This is a genomic window from Longimicrobiales bacterium (assembly GCA_028823235.1).
In the GTDB taxonomy this organism is placed as follows: Bacteria; Gemmatimonadota; Gemmatimonadetes; order Longimicrobiales; family Gaopeijiaceae; genus UBA2589.
The window spans coordinates 81,890-98,155 of the sequence record JAPKBW010000012.1 but is presented as its reverse complement, the minus strand read 5'-3'; the positions used below and the strand labels follow the sequence as shown (position 1 = coordinate 98,155).

The following is a 16,266-nucleotide window of genomic DNA, read 5'->3' as shown; positions in this document are numbered from 1 at the left end:
GCATGAAGAAAGTCCTGCTGATCGCGATCTCTACGATGGTAGGGTACACGCCATACTAAATAGGACGGACCGTTTGAGTCCTACTACGACAACGGTCAGTTGTGGCGGAGAGGCACCTACAACATGGGTGAGGATTGCGGTGAGTGGATTAGTTGGGGTGAGACGGTCACCTACGACCCCTGTCCCCCCGGCAACTAGCCCCCCAGTACGCCCGTGTCTCTACCTATACAACACGGTTTTGCTCAGGGGATTTGGGTTAGGGTGAACCCAGTCCTTTTGTCTTTAGGAGTCCCCAGAAATCCTAGCCTGATATCACTGCTGATATCCGCTCTGAGCGGAGTCAGGTGGGGTGCCCAGAGGAAAGTGATTATTTTCGGCACTAGCTCTTACTCGCCGCCTGACAACGACTAGATCCTCTTCTGGTGCTTCGCCGAGTTCTGCGAGGGCACCTAGCCTCGTCCGAGACGGGGAGTAATCAGACTGCGCTATCTCTGGCAGTGAGCCTATCAAGTCAGTCGGGTTGTGTGGCGTCTACGTCGGTCTGTTATCACGGAGGCACACTATCGCTTCACCGACATATGGTGGCCCTAGCCTTCGGCGCGTTTTGCGGTGAATGGCATGGCTTGGCCCATCTCAGCCATATAGGCCTCCCCCACCATTTCGTCTCCGTCGACCTCGGCCTCCATCTCGACGGAGAACCACTGTCCCTGGGCGCTGACGTGCATCAGAAACGACAGGATGCTGTCTTCGTACAACCCGTCACTGAGTTCGGTGCCTTCGATCTCCGGCACCTCCAGAGTCACGGTCCCGGTAACTTCGGACCCGCTCTGCTCGAAGATGAATTCGACGGCCATGTCACCCTGTGGCCCGGCCATGTTGAAGATCCACTTCCCGGCAACGCTGTCCTGTGCGTTGGCGGGTACGGACGCGAGCGCGACAAGCGCGAGGGCTAGAAGAAAGTTCTGGGCTGTTCGACGCATTGTTCACCTCTGCTGGTAAGGCCGTAGTGGCCATTTGGCCGGCCCACAGATTACGGACCGGGTCAACGTGAGACAAGCAACGAACTGCTGTGTTCAGTCAGAATACGGCGGGGCAAGGCGTCGCTAGGCCCTTCCTAGTCCAGCCGCTGGGCGATCCAGACCGTACGGTAGATCGCGGTGCCCACCGTGCCGACCGCGACGAGGGCCAGCAGGCCCAGCAAGAGTGAACCCGGCTCCCAACCGCGCCACGCACTGACCGCCGGGTCAAGTACGCCGCCGAAGCCCACGAGAAGAAGTCGTTCAGCGCGCTGCATGATGCCCACCTTGGCCACGACTCCCAGGCTCTCACCGCGAGCCCGAGCATAGCTCACGAGCAGTGACCCCCCGAGGGCCGTCACAACCATCGCAAGCTCAACGGCCGAGTCGCGGAACATGACGGCTAGTCCGACAAAAGCTCCGACTTCTGCGAACCGATCCAGAGTGGAATCTAGGAACGCTCCGGTCTGGTTCGCCTTGCCTCGCGCCCGTGCGATCCTGCCATCCAGCACGTCTGCGACGCCCCCGAGGAGTACAAACCAACCCCCCAGATTGACCTCCCCGATTGCAAAGCAGTATCCCGCCACCGAACCGAAAAGCACGCCGCCGATGTTGAATGCAGTAGGGGACAATCCGAGCGTGAGAGACGTCCGCTCGACCGGCCAGATAAACCAGTAGAACCAGCTCCGGACGAATCCACCCAATACGAATCCACCTCGGTCTGTGATTTCGTTCGGATCGGTTCGGGTGCGAGCCACAACGGAGTAGGCGGGCATCGAAAAGAGCGCGACTGCAAGAATTCCAAGCAGCACCGCCATGTCAGCTCTCACTTGTCGAACTCTTTGAGTGAACGGCTCGCCAAGATGTAGATGGCGCGCGGCCAGCAAAAAATATGCGGCACGGCTCGTTCCAGTCTCGTGAGGCGGATCGTCCTGCCCGTATGTCGCTCAGCCTTCCGCACTACGTAGGGCAGCCAGTGGGCGAACGTCACCGAATGCTTGAGCCACCGAAGAGTGGCACGCGTCTTTGAGAGGCCGAAGTACCGCTTCCAGCGGCGCCTCGCCGCCAGTGACAACGGTTCCGCGAGTGAGTAGGAGCCGGGTGTGGTCTGTACGATCGTGCCCGAGGCGAGGGCCGACTCGAGGGCCGGCAGCAAGGCCTTCTCAAAATGTGCTGCCTGAGCCTGGAAGATTCGCTCCGCACGACCCTGGGATTCAGGTCGAAACTCACTCTGATAGCAGACCTCAAGGACGCGTCGCCCCAGCAGGGCGCCATCAAACGATTCATTGAGGTGCGGGGCCATCCACTCCAGTACGCGACTGTGTGCGCCTTCGATCTGTTCACGGACCCATAATTCGTCCTCCGGAAGTCGCGACCAGAGATATCCGATTCGCTGGATCATGCGGCCTAGCACAAAGTGATCGGGTAGCCGTGATCCGAGAGCGGCAGCAAGGTGCTCCTTGCTGATTACCAGACACTTCGCGATTCGGCCCTTCCCCTCATTCGGCGCAAACGCGATGACATTCGGGGGCAGCCGATCCGCCATCCAAGTCATGACGCAGACCGGACGCGACAATTCGCTCCAAGAAGCCATCCCCTCATAGAAGGCACGATAGTTCTCTACGACCACCACAAAGTCGAGCGCAGAGTTTGGATCCGGCCCGGCCTTATGGAGGTGTGACCCATACAGGAGGACCGCCTTCACCGTCGGTGCTCCGAACACGGCCACCTTCTTCGCGAGTTCCCATGCCTCCGGCCACTCGCTGACGCCGCCTCCCGGGCGGCTCACCTGCTCCGCCGCTCTCTCACGAAACAGCCTCTTCCTCACGCAGCTCGGCCACCCCTTGAACCATGGTGGCGTAGACCTCTTCTATGAATGCAGTCGAGTCAGCCGTCGGATCGCTCCATTCCATCGTCTTCACGTGGGCAATGCGACCGTTCACATGCCCCATTCCGGCGAGAAAATGCTTAACCTTTGCGGTCTGCCAGTATCCGTCGACGACAAACACGTAGACCGTCCAAGATCGAGCGGCCAAGAGTTTCGCCAGACCGCGCGGCTTAAATCTGCCGATAGATCCGTCCTTGGTCCTCGTCCCCTCCGGAAACAGCCCTATCGGTACATCAGATTCACGACTCGCCTGAACCATCGACCGGATGCTTCTCAGCATCTCTTTCGGGTTTGCCGTCGGGTCCACCGTCGGGTATTGATAGAGCCTGACCAAATGCGAAATTAGCGGAACGAAGCGACGGTATCGCTCGCGAGTCACGATGCGTGGATACCCCCCTTCGACAGTACTCACCAAAAGTGGGATGTCCAGAACGGACTGGTGATTCATTAGAATGAGCGTGCCTGGCCCGGACGGCACGATTCGTGGCGGAAGTTGAATTCTTGCTCCGCCAAGTACAATGAGCGGCCTGGTCGTCAGCCGTGCCATGAGACTGATCCATCCGGTAAGCACCGGAATGCGCCGGGACGGTCTCAGTTTTACCCAGAGCGCGACAACCGTCCTCTGGATGAGGTCGGACAGCAGGAGGCCGAGACAGAGGAACCCGAGAGCAACGTATCCACGGAATTTCATGGGTCGGTCTCCACAGTGGATGGGCGGGGTGACGATACAAGCGAAGCACGGGTACGGAAGGCTAACCAGACCTGTTCACCATCATCAAGACGACTGATAAGAATGGTTACGGACGACTACACATACTACGGTTTTGACGTTTGCGTCGGCGGATATTTCGAGATGCCCACGGCGGACGCCCGGAAGCTCCTCCCAAGCCACCTAGAACCGCTCGAGGTTCAGCATGAGCGGAGCATTTTCGCGATCACAGCCTTCCAATTCGAGGAGAGCATGGTCGGGGCATATGACGAGGTGGTGCTGGCGGTTGTCGTGCCTCCGAGAATCGAAACCGGCAAGCCTCTGCCCAAGGCGGCCTTTTTTCCGTTCATGGTCGGAACGTCGACTCCGGAGTCCCGAGCGCACGCGATCGAGCGCTGGGCGTTGCCGCACTACATGAAGGACATTCAGGTCGACTTCCTCCGGGACGTCGACCGGCTCACGGTGACGGTAACGGACGACGGGGCCGACGTTCTGGAGCTCGTGGTCACGGAGCATGAGCGTCAGCCTGCCGCAAACAACTACATGTGCTTCACAGTCGACCCGGAGTCGCGCTTCAAGGTCAATATCCTGATGGAGGCCGACCACACCGAGCACGAAGAGGAGACCGGGTCGCTGATTCTCCATGAGCATCCAATGACCGCAGGCCTCACGCTCGATGATGTGAACACCTACCCCTTCCGTGAAGAGTGGTACGGAAAAGGCATGCAGACATTCGACCCGATGGTCACCTTCTGAGCACTCGGCGACACTTCGTCATTTTCAATCCCGCCTCTGGGCGGGGACGAGGAGCTAGCCGGATAGAAGCCTATAAACGGCTGCTCAATGACGCTCTCTCCGATGTTGCGTACAGTGAGACGACACGACCCGGTGAGGAACGAGACCTCGCCGAATCGGCAGTTGCGGACGGGTACGATGTAATCGTAGCGGTCGGTGGCGACGGTACGTGGAGCAACGTCGCGGATCGTCTGGTCGCCAGCGAGCGCGACGACGTCATCCTTGGAATTCTCCCTAGCGGCACGGGGAACGACTTCGGTCGGAATTTCGGATACAACCCAAAAAATCCCTCAGAGGCGGTGAACGTCCTCGCCGCCGGCCATACGCGAGCCATTGATGTAGGACGAGTGGACACTCTCAGCGCGGCCGAAAGCCATCCGGATCGCCACGAGGCTCGACACTTCCTGAACCTGATCGGATTTGGATTCGACATCGCAGTCATTGATGCGGCGAAGGGCGCGCGGTTCCTTCGCGGGGAGCTTCTCTACAAGCTCACGGCCTTGCAGCAGTTGTTCCGTTTTCCCGGGATCCGGGCGGACCTGACCTCGGGGGAAGGTGAGCGGCGAAAGCTTGAGCAGCTCATGCTCACAGTGTCGAATGGACGGTATTTCGGCGGGGGTTTTCCAATCGCACCGGACGCAACTGTAGATGACGGGAAGCTCCACGCCTGCATGATCGGCGATGCTCCGCCGCTGGCACGCCTCAAGCTATTCACGCTTGCCGAGCGCGGACGCCACGTCACCTCGGATCGGGTCGAGATCATCAAGGACTCCTCTTTCCGTCTGACCTTTGAAGCGCCGCCGCGTTTTGAGATGGATGGGGATGTCCGTGTTTCGCAGGGCGCCGTGGTCGAGGTTCGCACGATCAAGTCCGCGCTCCTTGTGGCTGCGCCAAAAGTCTGAGCCCGACAGGGCCTGACTTTCCGGCACCTGAACAAAAAGCTTGGCTCAATCCTTTTACGGCACATACTTTGCATTACAAAGTGGCATACGCTGCAAAGTGAGATCAAACATCTGGGGGCGCACTGAAGAATGAATTTTCCTGCCCGTGATCTTCGAGGGCCCAGCGAGGCCCCCGTGGCGCTGCACGATCGCGCTATGGACAATCTTCGCTATATCCGGGAGACGATGGAGCGGTCCGCCTCCTTCACGCACGTCTCAGGTATTGGTGGGGTGCTGATGGGTGTGGTTGCCCTCGGTGCCGCTGGCTTGGCGCGGAGTGCGTCAACTCTCTCAGAGTGGCTGACGATCTGGCTGGTGTCCGCCGGCATGTCCCTCGGCGTCGCGGTCCTCGCGATGGCCCGTAAATCACACGCTGAGGGCGTAACGATTCTGGCGGGCCCCGGCCGAAAATTTGCCTGGAGCGTAATCCCGCCACTCGCAGCGGGTGGGGTGCTTACAGTCGGCCTCGTGCGAGCCGGAGTGGTCGATATGCTCCCGGGTATGTGGTTGCTCTTGTACGGGACAGCCGTCGTCTCAGGTGGGTCACATTCGGTGCGGCCTGTGCCGGTTATGGGTGCGGCCTTTATGGCAGCTGGAGTGACGGCGCTTCTGCTTCCTGCGACTTGGGGCACAGCCTCCATGGCAGCAGGGTTCGGTGGCTTGCACCTTCTGTTCGGCGCCGTCATCTGGAGGAAACATGGCGGGTAAGCAACGCGGGCGGCGGCGCGACAGCCCTTCGGCACGAACGAGACGATTTGACTTGGGCGCGGTCGAAGGTCGCGGTCCAGGGTCCGACACACTTGAACTGGATCGCCTCATTCACGAGAGGGTTCGACTGGGAATCGTCAGTTCGCTGGCGGTGAATGGATCGCTGCCGTTCACAGATCTCCGGGACCTTCTGGGCATTACGGACGGGAACCTGAGTGCGCACGCCCGACGCCTTGAGGATGCCGGGTACGTGACTTGCAATAAGTCTTACGAGGGTCGGACCCCAAAGACCGAGTACGCCCTCACTGCCACCGGACGCAAAGAACTCAAGGGGTACCTCGATCATATGGAAGCCATCATTCAGGCAACGAGGATCAAGAGATGATGGATGGAAGCCCGATGATGCATGTAGCGATCATCATGGACGGCAATGGCCGCTGGGCGACTGCTCGCGGCCGCCCCCGTGAGTTCGGGCATCGCCAAGGAGCTGAATCGGTGCGAGAAGTGGTTCGGGCAGCTCCAGGCCTGGGGGTGCGCACACTAACGCTCTACGCGTTTTCTTCCGACAACTGGAAGCGGCCGACTGCCGAGGTAGCCGTTCTCATGAAGTTGTTCGGGCGATACCTGCGCTCAGAGGTGGCAGAGCTCAAGAAGAACGGCGTCCGGCTCCAAATCGTCGGTCGGCGCGATCGCCTTGCTCCCGCGCTCGTGCGGCAGATGGAGCGGGCAGAAGCGCAAACCTGCTCGTGCGACCGACTTCTTCTGCGACTGGCTGTCGACTACTCGAGCCGAGATCTCATGCTCGCTGCTGTGCGCGCAGCGGCCTCGGCTACGGACATCGAGCGCAAGGATATGGCGACATTACTGGGCCATGCCATGAACGGTGGAGGTCCGGCGCCTGACGTCGACCTGCTGATACGAACCGGGGGAGAGCGAAGGCTGAGTGATTTCCTGCTCTGGGAATGTGCCTATGCGGAGCTACTGTTCACATCCGTGATGTGGCCGGACTTCAGCGGCGAAAATCTAGCTGAAGCTATATTCGACTTTCGAGCGCGCGATCGACGGTATGGAAAGGTGGCGGCCGCCGCTTCCTAGTACGCGCAGCGCGCTCCATGACGTATTCGTTGGTCCAACGCCGACTCGGATTCTTTTCGAGATCATCCGGGTCCGGCAGAGGAATCATGTGGGGGACCAGTCGCTGTCCTGCTGAAAATGCCGTCATTCAAGTGCCAATGCTCGTCCGCAAGAATCTCCGTGTCCTGTTCATCGTGGCTCACGAGGACCAGGGGGACATCATTTTCCTCCGACCATCGGCGTACATCTGTTGCCAGCTGCACGCGACGCGGTCGATCGAGTGCGGAGAAGGGCTCGTCGAGTAACAAGATGGACGGCGATGCCAAGAGTGCCCGAGCCAGAGCGACCCGCTGGCGCTCCCCACCTGAAAGTCGCCGGGGCCGTCGATCTAGGAGACTCGCTGCGTCTACAAGCTCGGCAGTCTGCTCGACATCTGCGTCTGGTGCTCCCGCGTACTGAAGGTTTTCCCTTACGGTAAGGTGCGGGAAGAGCTGTGCTTCCTGCGGTACCCATCCCACATGCCTGTCCCAAGGAGGGACAACGGTTCCGGCCACGCTATCCAGCCAAACCCCACCGTCCATTGTGAGGCTTCCACTAGCGCGCTTCTCTACTCCCGCTAACACACGGAGCAACGTGCTCTTTCCCGCGCCAGAGGGCCCAACGATCGCGACCGTCCGACACCTGGTGTCGATAGCCAAGGTCAGGGTGCGAGTGGCAAGCGGAACTTCAACCGCTAACTCCCACCCACGAAACGAGTCACCCGCCATGATCGATCTCCAATCTTCTGCCTCGCTGACGTCGCGACAGTGCCTCGTAACCAGTGAGTGCTGTAAGCGAGATGAGTACACTCGCCCCCACCAACACCCAGATGGCATCCCGACCTGACGGTGACTCGAGAAGCGTGTAGACTGCGAGCGGTATCGTCCGAGTGCTCCCTTCGACATTTCCGGCAAGAACGACCGTGGCACCGAACTCTCCCAAAGATCGTGCAAATGCGAGCACGGCCCCTGCTGCGATCCCCGGCAGCGCTAGTGGGAGCGAGATTCTTCGAAAGGTCTGTCGTGGTGGGACGCCGAGTGTCCACGACAGCTCTTCGTATAGAGGGTCCACCGCTTCGAATGCGCCACGAACCGCGAGAACATAGAGCGGCATTCCCACGATAAATGCTGCGAGTGTGGCTCCGAGAATAGTGAAGGGCACGGGCAGACCCACCGCCGAGAGCAGCCGCCCGAGGGCAGACTGGCTACCAAGAACAGTGAGAAGGAGAAAGCCCGTGACAACTGGAGGTATCACCAGTGGTGCCAACACTAAGGCGGAAACGATTGGCTTGGCTCTGAAGTCATATCTCGCTAGTAGCCATCCCAAACCGATGGCTGGGAGGAGTCCGACAACAGTGGCAAGTGATGCGACCAAGAACGAGAGGCGGATCGCCGAGGTAATCGACGGCCCGGCAGGCGATGCGCCCGGCTGGAGAGACTCTCCAGCCGGGCCCGCTTCTGCGTCCATCGCACCCGAAGAAAACCCGGCCGCGCTGAACACGCCGGACACATCCGGAGAGGAGAGGTGCTCAACGAAGGCAGCCGCCGCAGTCGGGTTCTCTGACCTCCGGAGAGAGGCAGCCCAGTACTCTATGGCGGGGTGCGACGTAGGATTAAAGATGAATGCGGTAGTAACCCCGGGCTCCAACAGGGCATCCGTGAGATACACCACCCCAGCGTCTACCTCGCCTCGTGCGACCCACTCGAGTACACCCCGGGCAGACCCACCCACGACGGTGCGGCCTTCCACCGAGCCCCACACGCCGCTCGCCTTGAGTGCCTCACGAGCGTATCGACCAGCGGGCACATGTTCGCCGCCGATCGCCACTCGGCCGATGCCGACAAGAGCTTCGGCATCCAGGGGCACTCTTCGACCCTGTGGCACCACCACCGCGAGTCCGTTAGCCGCGACCCTGCGCGCCTGCTCCTGGTCGATAATTTGGCGTTCGTCCAGCCATTGAATCCAAGTCTCATCCGCCGACAGAAACACATCCGCCGGGGCTCCGTTGGCGGCCTGTGGGGCAAGGCGAGATGTGGCATCGAAGGAGAACCGAACCCGAACCCCCGTCGCCTCCTCCCAATCGTTTCCGATTGGTGGCAAAACATCGGCGAGGCTCGATGCGGCGAGAACGAGAATCTCATCTGCCTGACCGCTTCCCGGTACCGGAGTAACCCCTGAAACAAGGAGTGCGAACACCAGTGCGAATCGGGGCATAGCCGACCAGACATGCGCGACTCTTCTGAGCCACGCCTGTTGGCTGGTATCCTCAGCGCAGGCGGAATCGGGGGTGGAAAACATGGGCCGGGAGGTTATCCGAGGCCTGGGTTGCTGGCAATGTCAGCCGCGCGATCTTTGGACCATGAGGGATTCATTGTGGACCCCGGCAGGGGATAGCGTGCCGACGGCACTCACGACGATCGATGTCCGAACCGCCGAACTCGACTCCTTCGGACACGTGAATCATGCGGTCTACCTCAACTATCTGGAGCACGGCCGGTATCGGGCCCTGAAGGAAGCCGGATTCTCCTGGGTCGTCCTTGCCGAGCGGAATTGGGCCATCTTCGTGGTGAGGCTCGAGGTCGACTATCTGGCGGAAGCGAAGAGAGAAGACCGACTGCTCGTCCGGACATGGGCCCACTCCCTCCGCCGCACCAGCATGATATTGCATCAAGACATCGTGAGAGCAGATGACCCGATTGTTTCGGTGGTCAGAGCTCGCGTGAAGGCAGTCTGGATTGGCCCCACCGGTAAGCCAACACGCGTTCCGGCTGAGGTTTGCGCGGGGCTGTTACCTTAGGCGCGTCGAGCCTTTTCTGACTCAACCCTCTGTTGGACCGGCTGGCGGAAGCTCCTCCGGTCCCCACCCAACCGGAATTACATGACGAACCGTGAGCAGCTCAAAAATCTTCTGGTTACCCGCTCCATTCGACTGGGCGACTTCACCTTGGCCAGCGGCGCCAAGTCTGACTATTACATCGACGCGAGGCTTACAACGATGAGTGCGGAGGGGCAGCGACTAGTTGGTCTGGTTGGGTATGAAGCCATCCGCGCGAGCGAGCTTGATCCCACTCATGTTGGGGGACTCACGATGGGGGCTGATCCGGTCGCCTATGCGATAGCACACGCTAGCGCCCTCGACAGCCAGCCGATTGACGGGTTCGCTGTTCGTAAGCAAGCCAAAGACCATGGGACAGGTCAGCGAATCGAGGGTGGGCTCCCCGTGGATGGTCGAGCACTCATGATAGAGGACACGATGACAACAGGTCGCAGCACTCTTATGGCAGTCGAAGCGGTTCGCTCTCACGGGTCCACCATCGTCGGTGTACTGACTGTAGTAAATCGGTCTGAAAGTGCTGAGAAGCTCTACCAAGACATGGGTCTGAGATTGATCTCCCTGTTCACTGGCGCAGAGCTGCTCGCAGTAGCCAAGGCAGGGGCCTAGTCCAGCAGGCGCAGCGGCATAACCAAGCATAGATAGTCCGCTGCGTCCTCTCCAGCTGGCTCGATTGTCGCGGCACGCTCAGGGGCCTTGAACTTGAACTTCACTTCGTCCGACGGAATATGTTTCAGGACCTCGAGCAGGTAGTTCGCATTGAATCCGATCTCGATCTCCTCACCATCGTAACCAACCTCCATCTCGTCATGACCTTCTCCGAGATCGGGCGTAAGCACATTCAGGTGCGCTCTTCCCGACTCGAAGCGGAGTCGAATGCGGTGGGTCTGATCTGAGGCAACAACCGCCATGCGACGAACGGCGGACGCGAACACCTTCTTATCGATGATGGCGGTCTTGTCGTTGTCCTTTGGTATCACCTGATCGTAGTTCGGATATGTGCCCTCAATCAGGCGGGTGTAAATCTCCGTGGTCTCCGCACGGAATCCAAGATGGTTTCCACTGCGTGCTACCTGGAGGGTGTCGCCATCCTTGAACAGCCGCTGTACTTGGGCGAGCGCCGCAGGCGGAACGATGAAGTCAGCAGAAGCCGTCCCAGTGGCTTTGACCTTGACGCCCATGCGAGCGAGACGATGCCCGTTGGTCGCGATCATTTTCATCTCCCCATCCCTAAGTTCCCAGAGCACGCCGTTCAAGATCGGACGAGCATCCTCATTTGATACCGCAAAGGAGGTATGGTGGATCAGACTGTTCAGATCCTTGCCAGTGACTGTGATTCCTTCAGAGAAGTCGACTTCGGCGAGAGTGGGGAATTCATCTGCAGGTAGGCCATTGAGCTTGAAGTGACTTCGGCCACAACGAAGCTCGATCTGCTCCCCTCGGGTTGCGACTTCGACAGGTTGATCCGGGAGCTCACGCGTGATTTCCTGCAGTTTTTTGCCGGGTGCGGTGAGGCTTCCACCTTCCTTCACGTCGGCGAGGACTTTGACACGCACCGCGACGTCTAGGTCAGTCCCACTCATCCAGACCCCGTCGTCGTTCGCTTCAAAGAGGATGTTTGAGAGCACGGGCAACGTCGTCTTCGAAGGGATGCTCGCTGAGACTGCTGCGAGTCCGTTATGAAGATTCTGCCTGGTGATGGTAAAGTTCATTTAGGAGGAACTCCTGGCGTCCGCACTGGTCGGGTCGACGGGGTGATAATGAGCCTTTCAACAGGCCCGACATACTATCTCTTTTCTTATTTAAAAAACATAGTAGTAGTAGGGTATGTGGATGTGTGGATTAGTCAGATGACCACTAGAACTTTAGCTCCGTCGAACAACGCGTTTAGAGGCCTTGAGCCGCTAAACACGCCTGTGGAAAACTGGGGACAGGGCGGGGAGTGGAAAAAAGAAGGCGAGGAGCAACGTGGGAAAGCCTCCACTTTTCCACAGTTCTCCACATCAGGCCAAGTAGGGGTGCTTCGGGGGATCGGTGATGTGATTCATCGTCTCCATCACTCTCTGCCGGAAGTCTGGATCAGACTCAAGGCGGCCTTCGACCTTTTGAATCGAATAGAGCACCGTCGAATGATCTCGACCGCCGAAGAGACCCCCGATCTCCTTCAGGGGGAGAGCTAGGATCTGCCGGATGGCATACATGGCGACATGTCGAGCTTCAGTGATGTTGCGGGTACGGGTCTTCGAGGATAGGGCCTCCGCCCTGACTCGCCACGAACGAGCGACTTCCTCCTGAATCTTCTCAGGGGAGGAGATGGGTCGGCGAAGCTCCTGCTCCTTTCGCCGCAGGGCCAGGATCCGTCTGGCGAACTCAGGAGTGATCTCCTGATTCCATACTGACGAGACGGCCAGAAGCTTGATGACGGCTCCCTCGAGTTCACGGACAGACGAGGTACAGGAGCGAGCTACATACTCAATAACCTCGTCATCGAGGACCAGCCCTTCGTCGTCGGCCTTCTTCCTGAGGATGGCGATCCGGGTCTCGAGATCAGGCGGGCGCAGGTCGACTGTCAGGCCCCAGTCGAACCTGGAGACCAAGCGTTCCTCGACGCCCTCCATGTCTCGGGGCGGTCGGTCACTTGTAAGGACGATTTGCCGGTGCGAGTCGTAGAGGGCGTTGAAGGTGTGGAAGAATTCATCTTGAGTCGTCTCTTTCCCTTTGAGGAATTGGACGTCATCCACGAGCAGCAGATCCATGTCCCGGTATTTCGCACGGAAGTTTGGGGTCGAACCTTCACGGATCGCTGAAATGAGCTCGTTCATGAACTGCTCAGACGAGACATAGCAGATCCGGGCACCTGGATCGTTCTCGAGCAGTTGATGGCCGATTGCCTGCATCATGTGTGTCTTGCCGAGTCCGACGCCGCCGTAGAGAACCAGTGGGTTATAGAGTCGTCCCGGTTGCTCGGCCGCAGCGTGCGCGGCGGCCGAAGCAAGTTGGTTGTTGTCGCCGACTACGAAGCGATCGAAGGTGTATCGCTCATTCAAGCTCGGACGAGGAAAGGGGCGTCCTTGGCGAGCTGGCGCGGGATCCGCTAACGCGGGCCTGGGGTTCTTTTCTCTGTACGTTCCCTGGTCGGACGGACTCTCCAGGTGAACGGGCGGCGCCAAAAACGGATCCGGTGAAATGGATCCGGTTACTGAAACACGGATGGGCCGCCCTACAACTTCCGCAGCCTTTGCCTCGAGCAATTCGCGGTACTTGTCCTCTAGCCACTCCGCCTTGAAGCGATTGCTCGCCTCGAGATCCAATCCGTCTGCCGACAGTGACGTCGCCTTCACTCCTGCGATCCACGAGTTGTAAGCGTGCTCTGGAATGGATTCTCGAACCGCGACCTGGATTCGCGTCCAGACCTCGACTGCCGTCAACTCCACTGCTTCTCCCCCAGACCTGGACAGCTACTTTTCGGCAGCTTCAGGGAGAGCGTTCGAGTGTTTGGCGAGAGCATTGCGGAGTGAGAGCCGAGGGCGTGAGGGGGTCGCGATGCGAGAGCCCAAGTTTGAGCAGGGGGACGAACCTACCGAGGGCTCTGGGGAAAGTCAAAACGGGCCCAAACTAGCCGATTTCGCGGACATCAGGGGTCCATGGGCTCTCGTGCCGTTGACCGTTTTGGGCGGCTGTAGCTATCTTCCCCAGCTCATCTCTAAACGTTTGTACACAATAATGAATTGGGCTGGCAGTAATGAAGCCGACATACAAGCCGCGCAACCGGAAGCGGGTCAACAAGCATGGATTCCGCGAGCGGATGAAAACGGCGGGTGGTCGAAAGACTCTCAACCGCCGCCGCCGTCGCGGGCGGGCACAGATTGCGGTGAAGATCGGCGGGAAGTAGTTCTCGAGACCTTGGCCCGGGACGAGGGTCTTCCGCGGGAAGCCCGAGTCAAAAAGGGTTCGGAAATCCGTGTATTGCTCGAGCGGGGGAAGCGGAAAAGGACGAAGAATCTGGATGTCTTTGTCGCCGTGTCTCCCGTTTCTCGTTCTCGGCTCGGACTCATCGTTCCGAAGCACGGACACAAGATTGTCGAGCGCAACGTAGTGAAGCGGAGGCTGCGAGAGATCGGGCGGCGACTTACGCTCCCGAGACTCGATCGGATGGGGGCCAGGGTGGATGTATTGATTCGGGCTCGGAGACCTGCGTACGGGGCGGACTTTTCACGGCTCGAACGAGAGGTTCTCGACTCGGTGGAGGCGCTGTGCTTTCCCCCTTCCTGACTTCGACCATTCGTTTGTATCAGCAGGTGATTTCACCGTGGACGCTTGCATCCTGTCGTTTCACCCCGACTTGTTCGGCATATGCGGTGGAAGCGATCGAACGGTACGGCGCTGGGCGCGGCTCATGGTTTGCACTCAAGCGTATCGCTCGTTGCCATCCTTGGGGTGGTCGTGGGTATGATCCGATTCCCCTTCCCTCAGAAAAGGACGAGACCCCAGTGTGCGTAGATTGAGTGTCTCTCCTGTCGATAGAATGATTCCCGGATGAAGACCGAAGCACGCTTTCTGCTCGCCGTACTCATGATGCTGGGTATCCTTGTAGGTACGAATCGGATGTTTCCGCCGGTTGTGCCCGAGGGGACAGAGCTACTCGGCGACAGTGTGCCAGTGGCCTCTGCGGTGGCCGATCTGCCGGGACTGCCCACGACGACGCTTCCACAGACTCAGGATGAGCCCTTGGTGGCTGACGAGGTCTCGGGGTCGCCACCCGTGGTGGAGGTACGCGTCGAGGGGCCGCGGTACCGTCATACGTTTTCTTCACAGGGCGCCCGGCTCGTTTCCAGTCAACTTCTGGAGTTTGAGGCGCTGAACCGGGATGGTCCGGTAGAATTGATCCCGGACGGTTCCGGTGGCTACTTGGGTCAGAAGTTGGTGGTTGGCTCAGACACCATTGACCTTACGAACGTGCCCTTCCGAGTTGAGCCGAGTGCGGGACTTCGACTCAACCAGGGCGGCAGTCCGAAGACCCTACGGTTTATCTATGAGCATCCGACCAGCGAATTCCGATTCGAGGTTGGGTACACCTTCAATCCGGACGAGTACACGATTGGAGTGGCTGGGAGCGTAGCTGGGGTTGATCGTGCCCTGCTCCTAACGGACTTGGGAGCGGGCCTCGCATATGCGGAGGCAGATTCGGCGCTCGAGGCGCGGTCGATGGCGTACGTCTACAATCACCAGGCGGATGGTGTGCGGTCGACGTTGCTGACCAAGGCAGACCCGGAAGTCGTCAACGGTCCGCTGCTGTGGTCGGCGTTCCGAAACAAGTTCTTCGTGATGGCCATGCTGGCCGCCGAGAGCGAGGCGGAAGTGACTCCGGAGAATCTGCTCGGCGGGATCCTCGTGGGCGAAAGCCCGCTCGAGGACAGGGTTCGGGTGTTAGCCGCTCAGTCGGTTGCCAGTGGAGATTACGGGTTCCGTGTTTTCATGGGCCCTCAGGAATACGCGCTCCTCTCCACCGTAGGCCAGGGCATGGAGGAAGTGAACCCCTACGGTTGGAAAGTATTCCGCCCGGTCCTACGGCCGATCGTGCGGCAGATTCTCAAGATGTTTGTCTTCCTCCACACGAGTCTGGATCTGGGATACGGCTGGGTTCTGGTTGTGTTTGGTGTGGCGATGCGAATTGTCTTGTTCCCGCTGAATCATAAGGCGATGAAGGCGCAGCTACGGAACATGGCCGTGCAACCGCTGGTGAAGGACGTGCAGGACAAGCATAAGGAAAATCCGGAGAAGCTTCAGAAGGAAATGATGAAGCTCTATAAGGAGCATGGCTTCAATCCGCTCGCGGGTTGCTTGCCCATGCTCCTGCCGTGGCCAGTGCTCATCGCACTGTTCTTTGTGTTTCAGAACACAATCGAGCTGCGTGGGGTCCCGTTTCTTTGGCTGCCCGATCTGTCTGCGAAGGATCCGTTCTACATCCTGCCCGTGGTTCTTGCGATCTCGATGTTCCTCATGCAATGGGTGAGCCTGAGGTCGCTGGAGCAGGAGAATAAACAGATGAAGATGATGATGTACATCATGCCGCCGATGATGTTGTTCATCTTCATGAACCTCGCGAGTGGCTTGAACCTGTACTATGTGACCGCCAATATCGCGACGCTTCCTCAGCAAATCTGGATCGCAAGAGAGCGGAAGAAGATGCAGGGGCAGCCGCCTCTCACCTTGTCCCGCGAATAACATGCGGGGCGGCGGAGCCACGTAGAGGATTTCTTTCT

General features: G+C 59.2%; 18 protein-coding genes. 10 read left to right on the top strand and 8 right to left on the bottom strand.

What is annotated here, in order from left to right:
* Positions 1-587 precede the first annotated feature (587 nt).
* The 4 genes from OSA81_08875 to OSA81_08860 form a co-directional block, all read right to left on the bottom strand.
* Entirely contained in the window at positions 588-980 is a 393-nt protein-coding gene (locus OSA81_08875) for a hypothetical protein (protein ID MDE0899116.1), read from the bottom strand.
* Positions 981-1,114: 134 nt separating this feature from the next.
* Positions 1,115-1,834: a CDP-alcohol phosphatidyltransferase family protein gene (locus OSA81_08870; protein ID MDE0899115.1), complete on the bottom strand. Its 720-nt coding sequence runs from the start codon at positions 1,832-1,834 to the stop codon at positions 1,115-1,117.
* 8 nt (positions 1,835-1,842) lie between these two features.
* The gene (locus tag OSA81_08865; protein ID MDE0899114.1) at positions 1,843-2,805 is read right to left on the bottom strand and encodes a hypothetical protein; all 963 of its coding nucleotides are present in this window, start codon (positions 2,803-2,805) and stop codon (positions 1,843-1,845) included.
* 16 nt (positions 2,806-2,821) lie between these two features.
* Positions 2,822-3,595, bottom strand: a complete 774-nt coding sequence (locus OSA81_08860) for a lysophospholipid acyltransferase family protein (protein ID MDE0899113.1) — start codon at positions 3,593-3,595, stop codon at positions 2,822-2,824.
* Between the two features lie 102 nt (positions 3,596-3,697).
* Between OSA81_08860 and OSA81_08855 the strand changes: the two genes are divergently transcribed.
* The 5 genes from OSA81_08855 (at position 3,698) to uppS (ending at position 7,152) form a co-directional block, all read left to right on the top strand.
* Entirely contained in the window at positions 3,698-4,369 is a 672-nt protein-coding gene (locus tag OSA81_08855; protein MDE0899112.1) for an acetoacetate decarboxylase family protein, read from the top strand.
* Positions 4,321-5,310: a diacylglycerol kinase family lipid kinase gene (locus tag OSA81_08850; protein MDE0899111.1), complete on the top strand. Its 990-nt coding sequence runs from the start codon at positions 4,321-4,323 to the stop codon at positions 5,308-5,310. Before OSA81_08855 ends, OSA81_08850 begins: the two co-directional genes overlap by 49 nt.
* Positions 5,311-5,484: 174 nt before the next feature.
* A complete protein-coding gene (locus OSA81_08845) occupies positions 5,485-6,057 on the top strand; it encodes a hypothetical protein (GenBank protein MDE0899110.1) in 573 nt (190 codons plus the stop codon).
* Positions 6,047-6,442 carry a transcriptional regulator gene (locus OSA81_08840; GenBank protein MDE0899109.1) on the top strand — a complete coding sequence of 132 codons (396 nt, stop codon included), beginning with the start codon at positions 6,047-6,049 and terminating at the stop codon, positions 6,440-6,442. The genes OSA81_08845 and OSA81_08840 overlap by 11 nt, the downstream gene beginning before the upstream one ends.
* Positions 6,439-7,152 carry a polyprenyl diphosphate synthase gene (uppS, locus tag OSA81_08835; protein ID MDE0899108.1) on the top strand — a complete coding sequence of 238 codons (714 nt, stop codon included), beginning with the start codon at positions 6,439-6,441 and terminating at the stop codon, positions 7,150-7,152. The genes OSA81_08840 and uppS overlap by 4 nt, the downstream gene beginning before the upstream one ends.
* A gap of 62 nt (positions 7,153-7,214) precedes the next feature.
* On the opposite strand, the gene OSA81_08830 is transcribed toward uppS, so the two are convergent.
* The gene (locus OSA81_08830; protein MDE0899107.1) at positions 7,215-7,898 is read right to left on the bottom strand and encodes an ATP-binding cassette domain-containing protein; all 684 of its coding nucleotides are present in this window, start codon (positions 7,896-7,898) and stop codon (positions 7,215-7,217) included.
* Positions 7,888-9,384, bottom strand: coding sequence for a molybdate ABC transporter permease subunit (gene modB / locus OSA81_08825; protein ID MDE0899106.1), 1,497 nt, complete (start codon positions 9,382-9,384; stop codon positions 7,888-7,890). The genes OSA81_08830 and modB overlap by 11 nt, the downstream gene beginning before the upstream one ends.
* Before the next feature lie 145 nt (positions 9,385-9,529).
* On the opposite strand from modB, the gene OSA81_08820 reads away from it, so the two are divergent.
* A complete protein-coding gene (locus OSA81_08820; protein MDE0899105.1) occupies positions 9,530-9,967 on the top strand; it encodes a thioesterase family protein in 438 nt (145 codons plus the stop codon).
* A gap of 81 nt (positions 9,968-10,048) precedes the next feature.
* The gene (gene pyrE, locus OSA81_08815; GenBank protein MDE0899104.1) at positions 10,049-10,612 is read left to right on the top strand and encodes an orotate phosphoribosyltransferase; all 564 of its coding nucleotides are present in this window, start codon (positions 10,049-10,051) and stop codon (positions 10,610-10,612) included.
* On the opposite strand, the gene dnaN is transcribed toward pyrE, so the two are convergent.
* Both dnaN and dnaA read right to left on the bottom strand, forming a co-directional pair.
* A complete protein-coding gene (gene dnaN, locus OSA81_08810; protein ID MDE0899103.1) occupies positions 10,609-11,715 on the bottom strand; it encodes a DNA polymerase III subunit beta in 1,107 nt (368 codons plus the stop codon). The genes pyrE and dnaN overlap by 4 nt on opposite strands.
* 291 nt (positions 11,716-12,006) lie before the next feature.
* Positions 12,007-13,437, bottom strand: a complete 1,431-nt coding sequence (gene dnaA, locus OSA81_08805; GenBank protein ID MDE0899102.1) for a chromosomal replication initiator protein DnaA — start codon at positions 13,435-13,437, stop codon at positions 12,007-12,009.
* Positions 13,438-13,745: 308 nt separating this feature from the next.
* On the opposite strand from dnaA, the gene rpmH reads away from it, so the two are divergent.
* The 3 genes from rpmH (at position 13,746) to yidC (ending at position 16,228) form a co-directional block, all read left to right on the top strand.
* Positions 13,746-13,895, top strand: a complete 150-nt coding sequence (rpmH, locus tag OSA81_08800) for a 50S ribosomal protein L34 (protein MDE0899101.1) — start codon at positions 13,746-13,748, stop codon at positions 13,893-13,895.
* 361 nt (positions 13,896-14,256) lie between these two features.
* The gene (gene yidD / locus OSA81_08795; protein MDE0899100.1) at positions 14,257-14,508 is read left to right on the top strand and encodes a membrane protein insertion efficiency factor YidD; all 252 of its coding nucleotides are present in this window, start codon (positions 14,257-14,259) and stop codon (positions 14,506-14,508) included.
* Positions 14,509-14,539: 31 nt separating this feature from the next.
* Positions 14,540-16,228 (top strand): membrane protein insertase YidC, encoded by a 1,689-nt coding sequence (gene yidC / locus OSA81_08790; protein MDE0899099.1) that lies wholly within the window; start codon positions 14,540-14,542, stop codon positions 16,226-16,228.
* The last annotated feature ends 38 nt before the right edge of the window (positions 16,229-16,266 follow it).

Bases quoted from the DNA above. Each gene is read 5' to 3' on its own strand.
- OSA81_08855 (MDE0899112.1), top strand. From the start codon at position 3,698: ATGGTTACGGACGACTACACATACTACGGTTTTGACGTTTGCGTCGGC.
- OSA81_08830 (MDE0899107.1), bottom strand. From the start codon at position 7,898: ATGGCGGGTGACTCGTTTCGTGGGTGGGAGTTAGCGGTTGAAGTTCCG.
- OSA81_08860 (MDE0899113.1), bottom strand. From the start codon at position 3,595: ATGAAATTCCGTGGATACGTTGCTCTCGGGTTCCTCTGTCTCGGCCTC.
- OSA81_08820 (MDE0899105.1), top strand. From the start codon at position 9,530: ATGAGGGATTCATTGTGGACCCCGGCAGGGGATAGCGTGCCGACGGCA.
- dnaN (MDE0899103.1), bottom strand. From the start codon at position 11,715: ATGAACTTTACCATCACCAGGCAGAATCTTCATAACGGACTCGCAGCA.
- OSA81_08875 (MDE0899116.1), bottom strand. From the start codon at position 980: ATGCGTCGAACAGCCCAGAACTTTCTTCTAGCCCTCGCGCTTGTCGCG.
- OSA81_08840 (MDE0899109.1), top strand. From the start codon at position 6,047: ATGGCGGGTAAGCAACGCGGGCGGCGGCGCGACAGCCCTTCGGCACGA.
- OSA81_08870 (MDE0899115.1), bottom strand. From the start codon at position 1,834: ATGGCGGTGCTGCTTGGAATTCTTGCAGTCGCGCTCTTTTCGATGCCC.
- pyrE (MDE0899104.1), top strand. From the start codon at position 10,049: ATGACGAACCGTGAGCAGCTCAAAAATCTTCTGGTTACCCGCTCCATT.
- uppS (MDE0899108.1), top strand. From the start codon at position 6,439: ATGATGGATGGAAGCCCGATGATGCATGTAGCGATCATCATGGACGGC.
- rpmH (MDE0899101.1), top strand. From the start codon at position 13,746: ATGAAGCCGACATACAAGCCGCGCAACCGGAAGCGGGTCAACAAGCAT.
- modB (MDE0899106.1), bottom strand. From the start codon at position 9,384: ATGCCCCGATTCGCACTGGTGTTCGCACTCCTTGTTTCAGGGGTTACT.
- yidC (MDE0899099.1), top strand. From the start codon at position 14,540: ATGAAGACCGAAGCACGCTTTCTGCTCGCCGTACTCATGATGCTGGGT.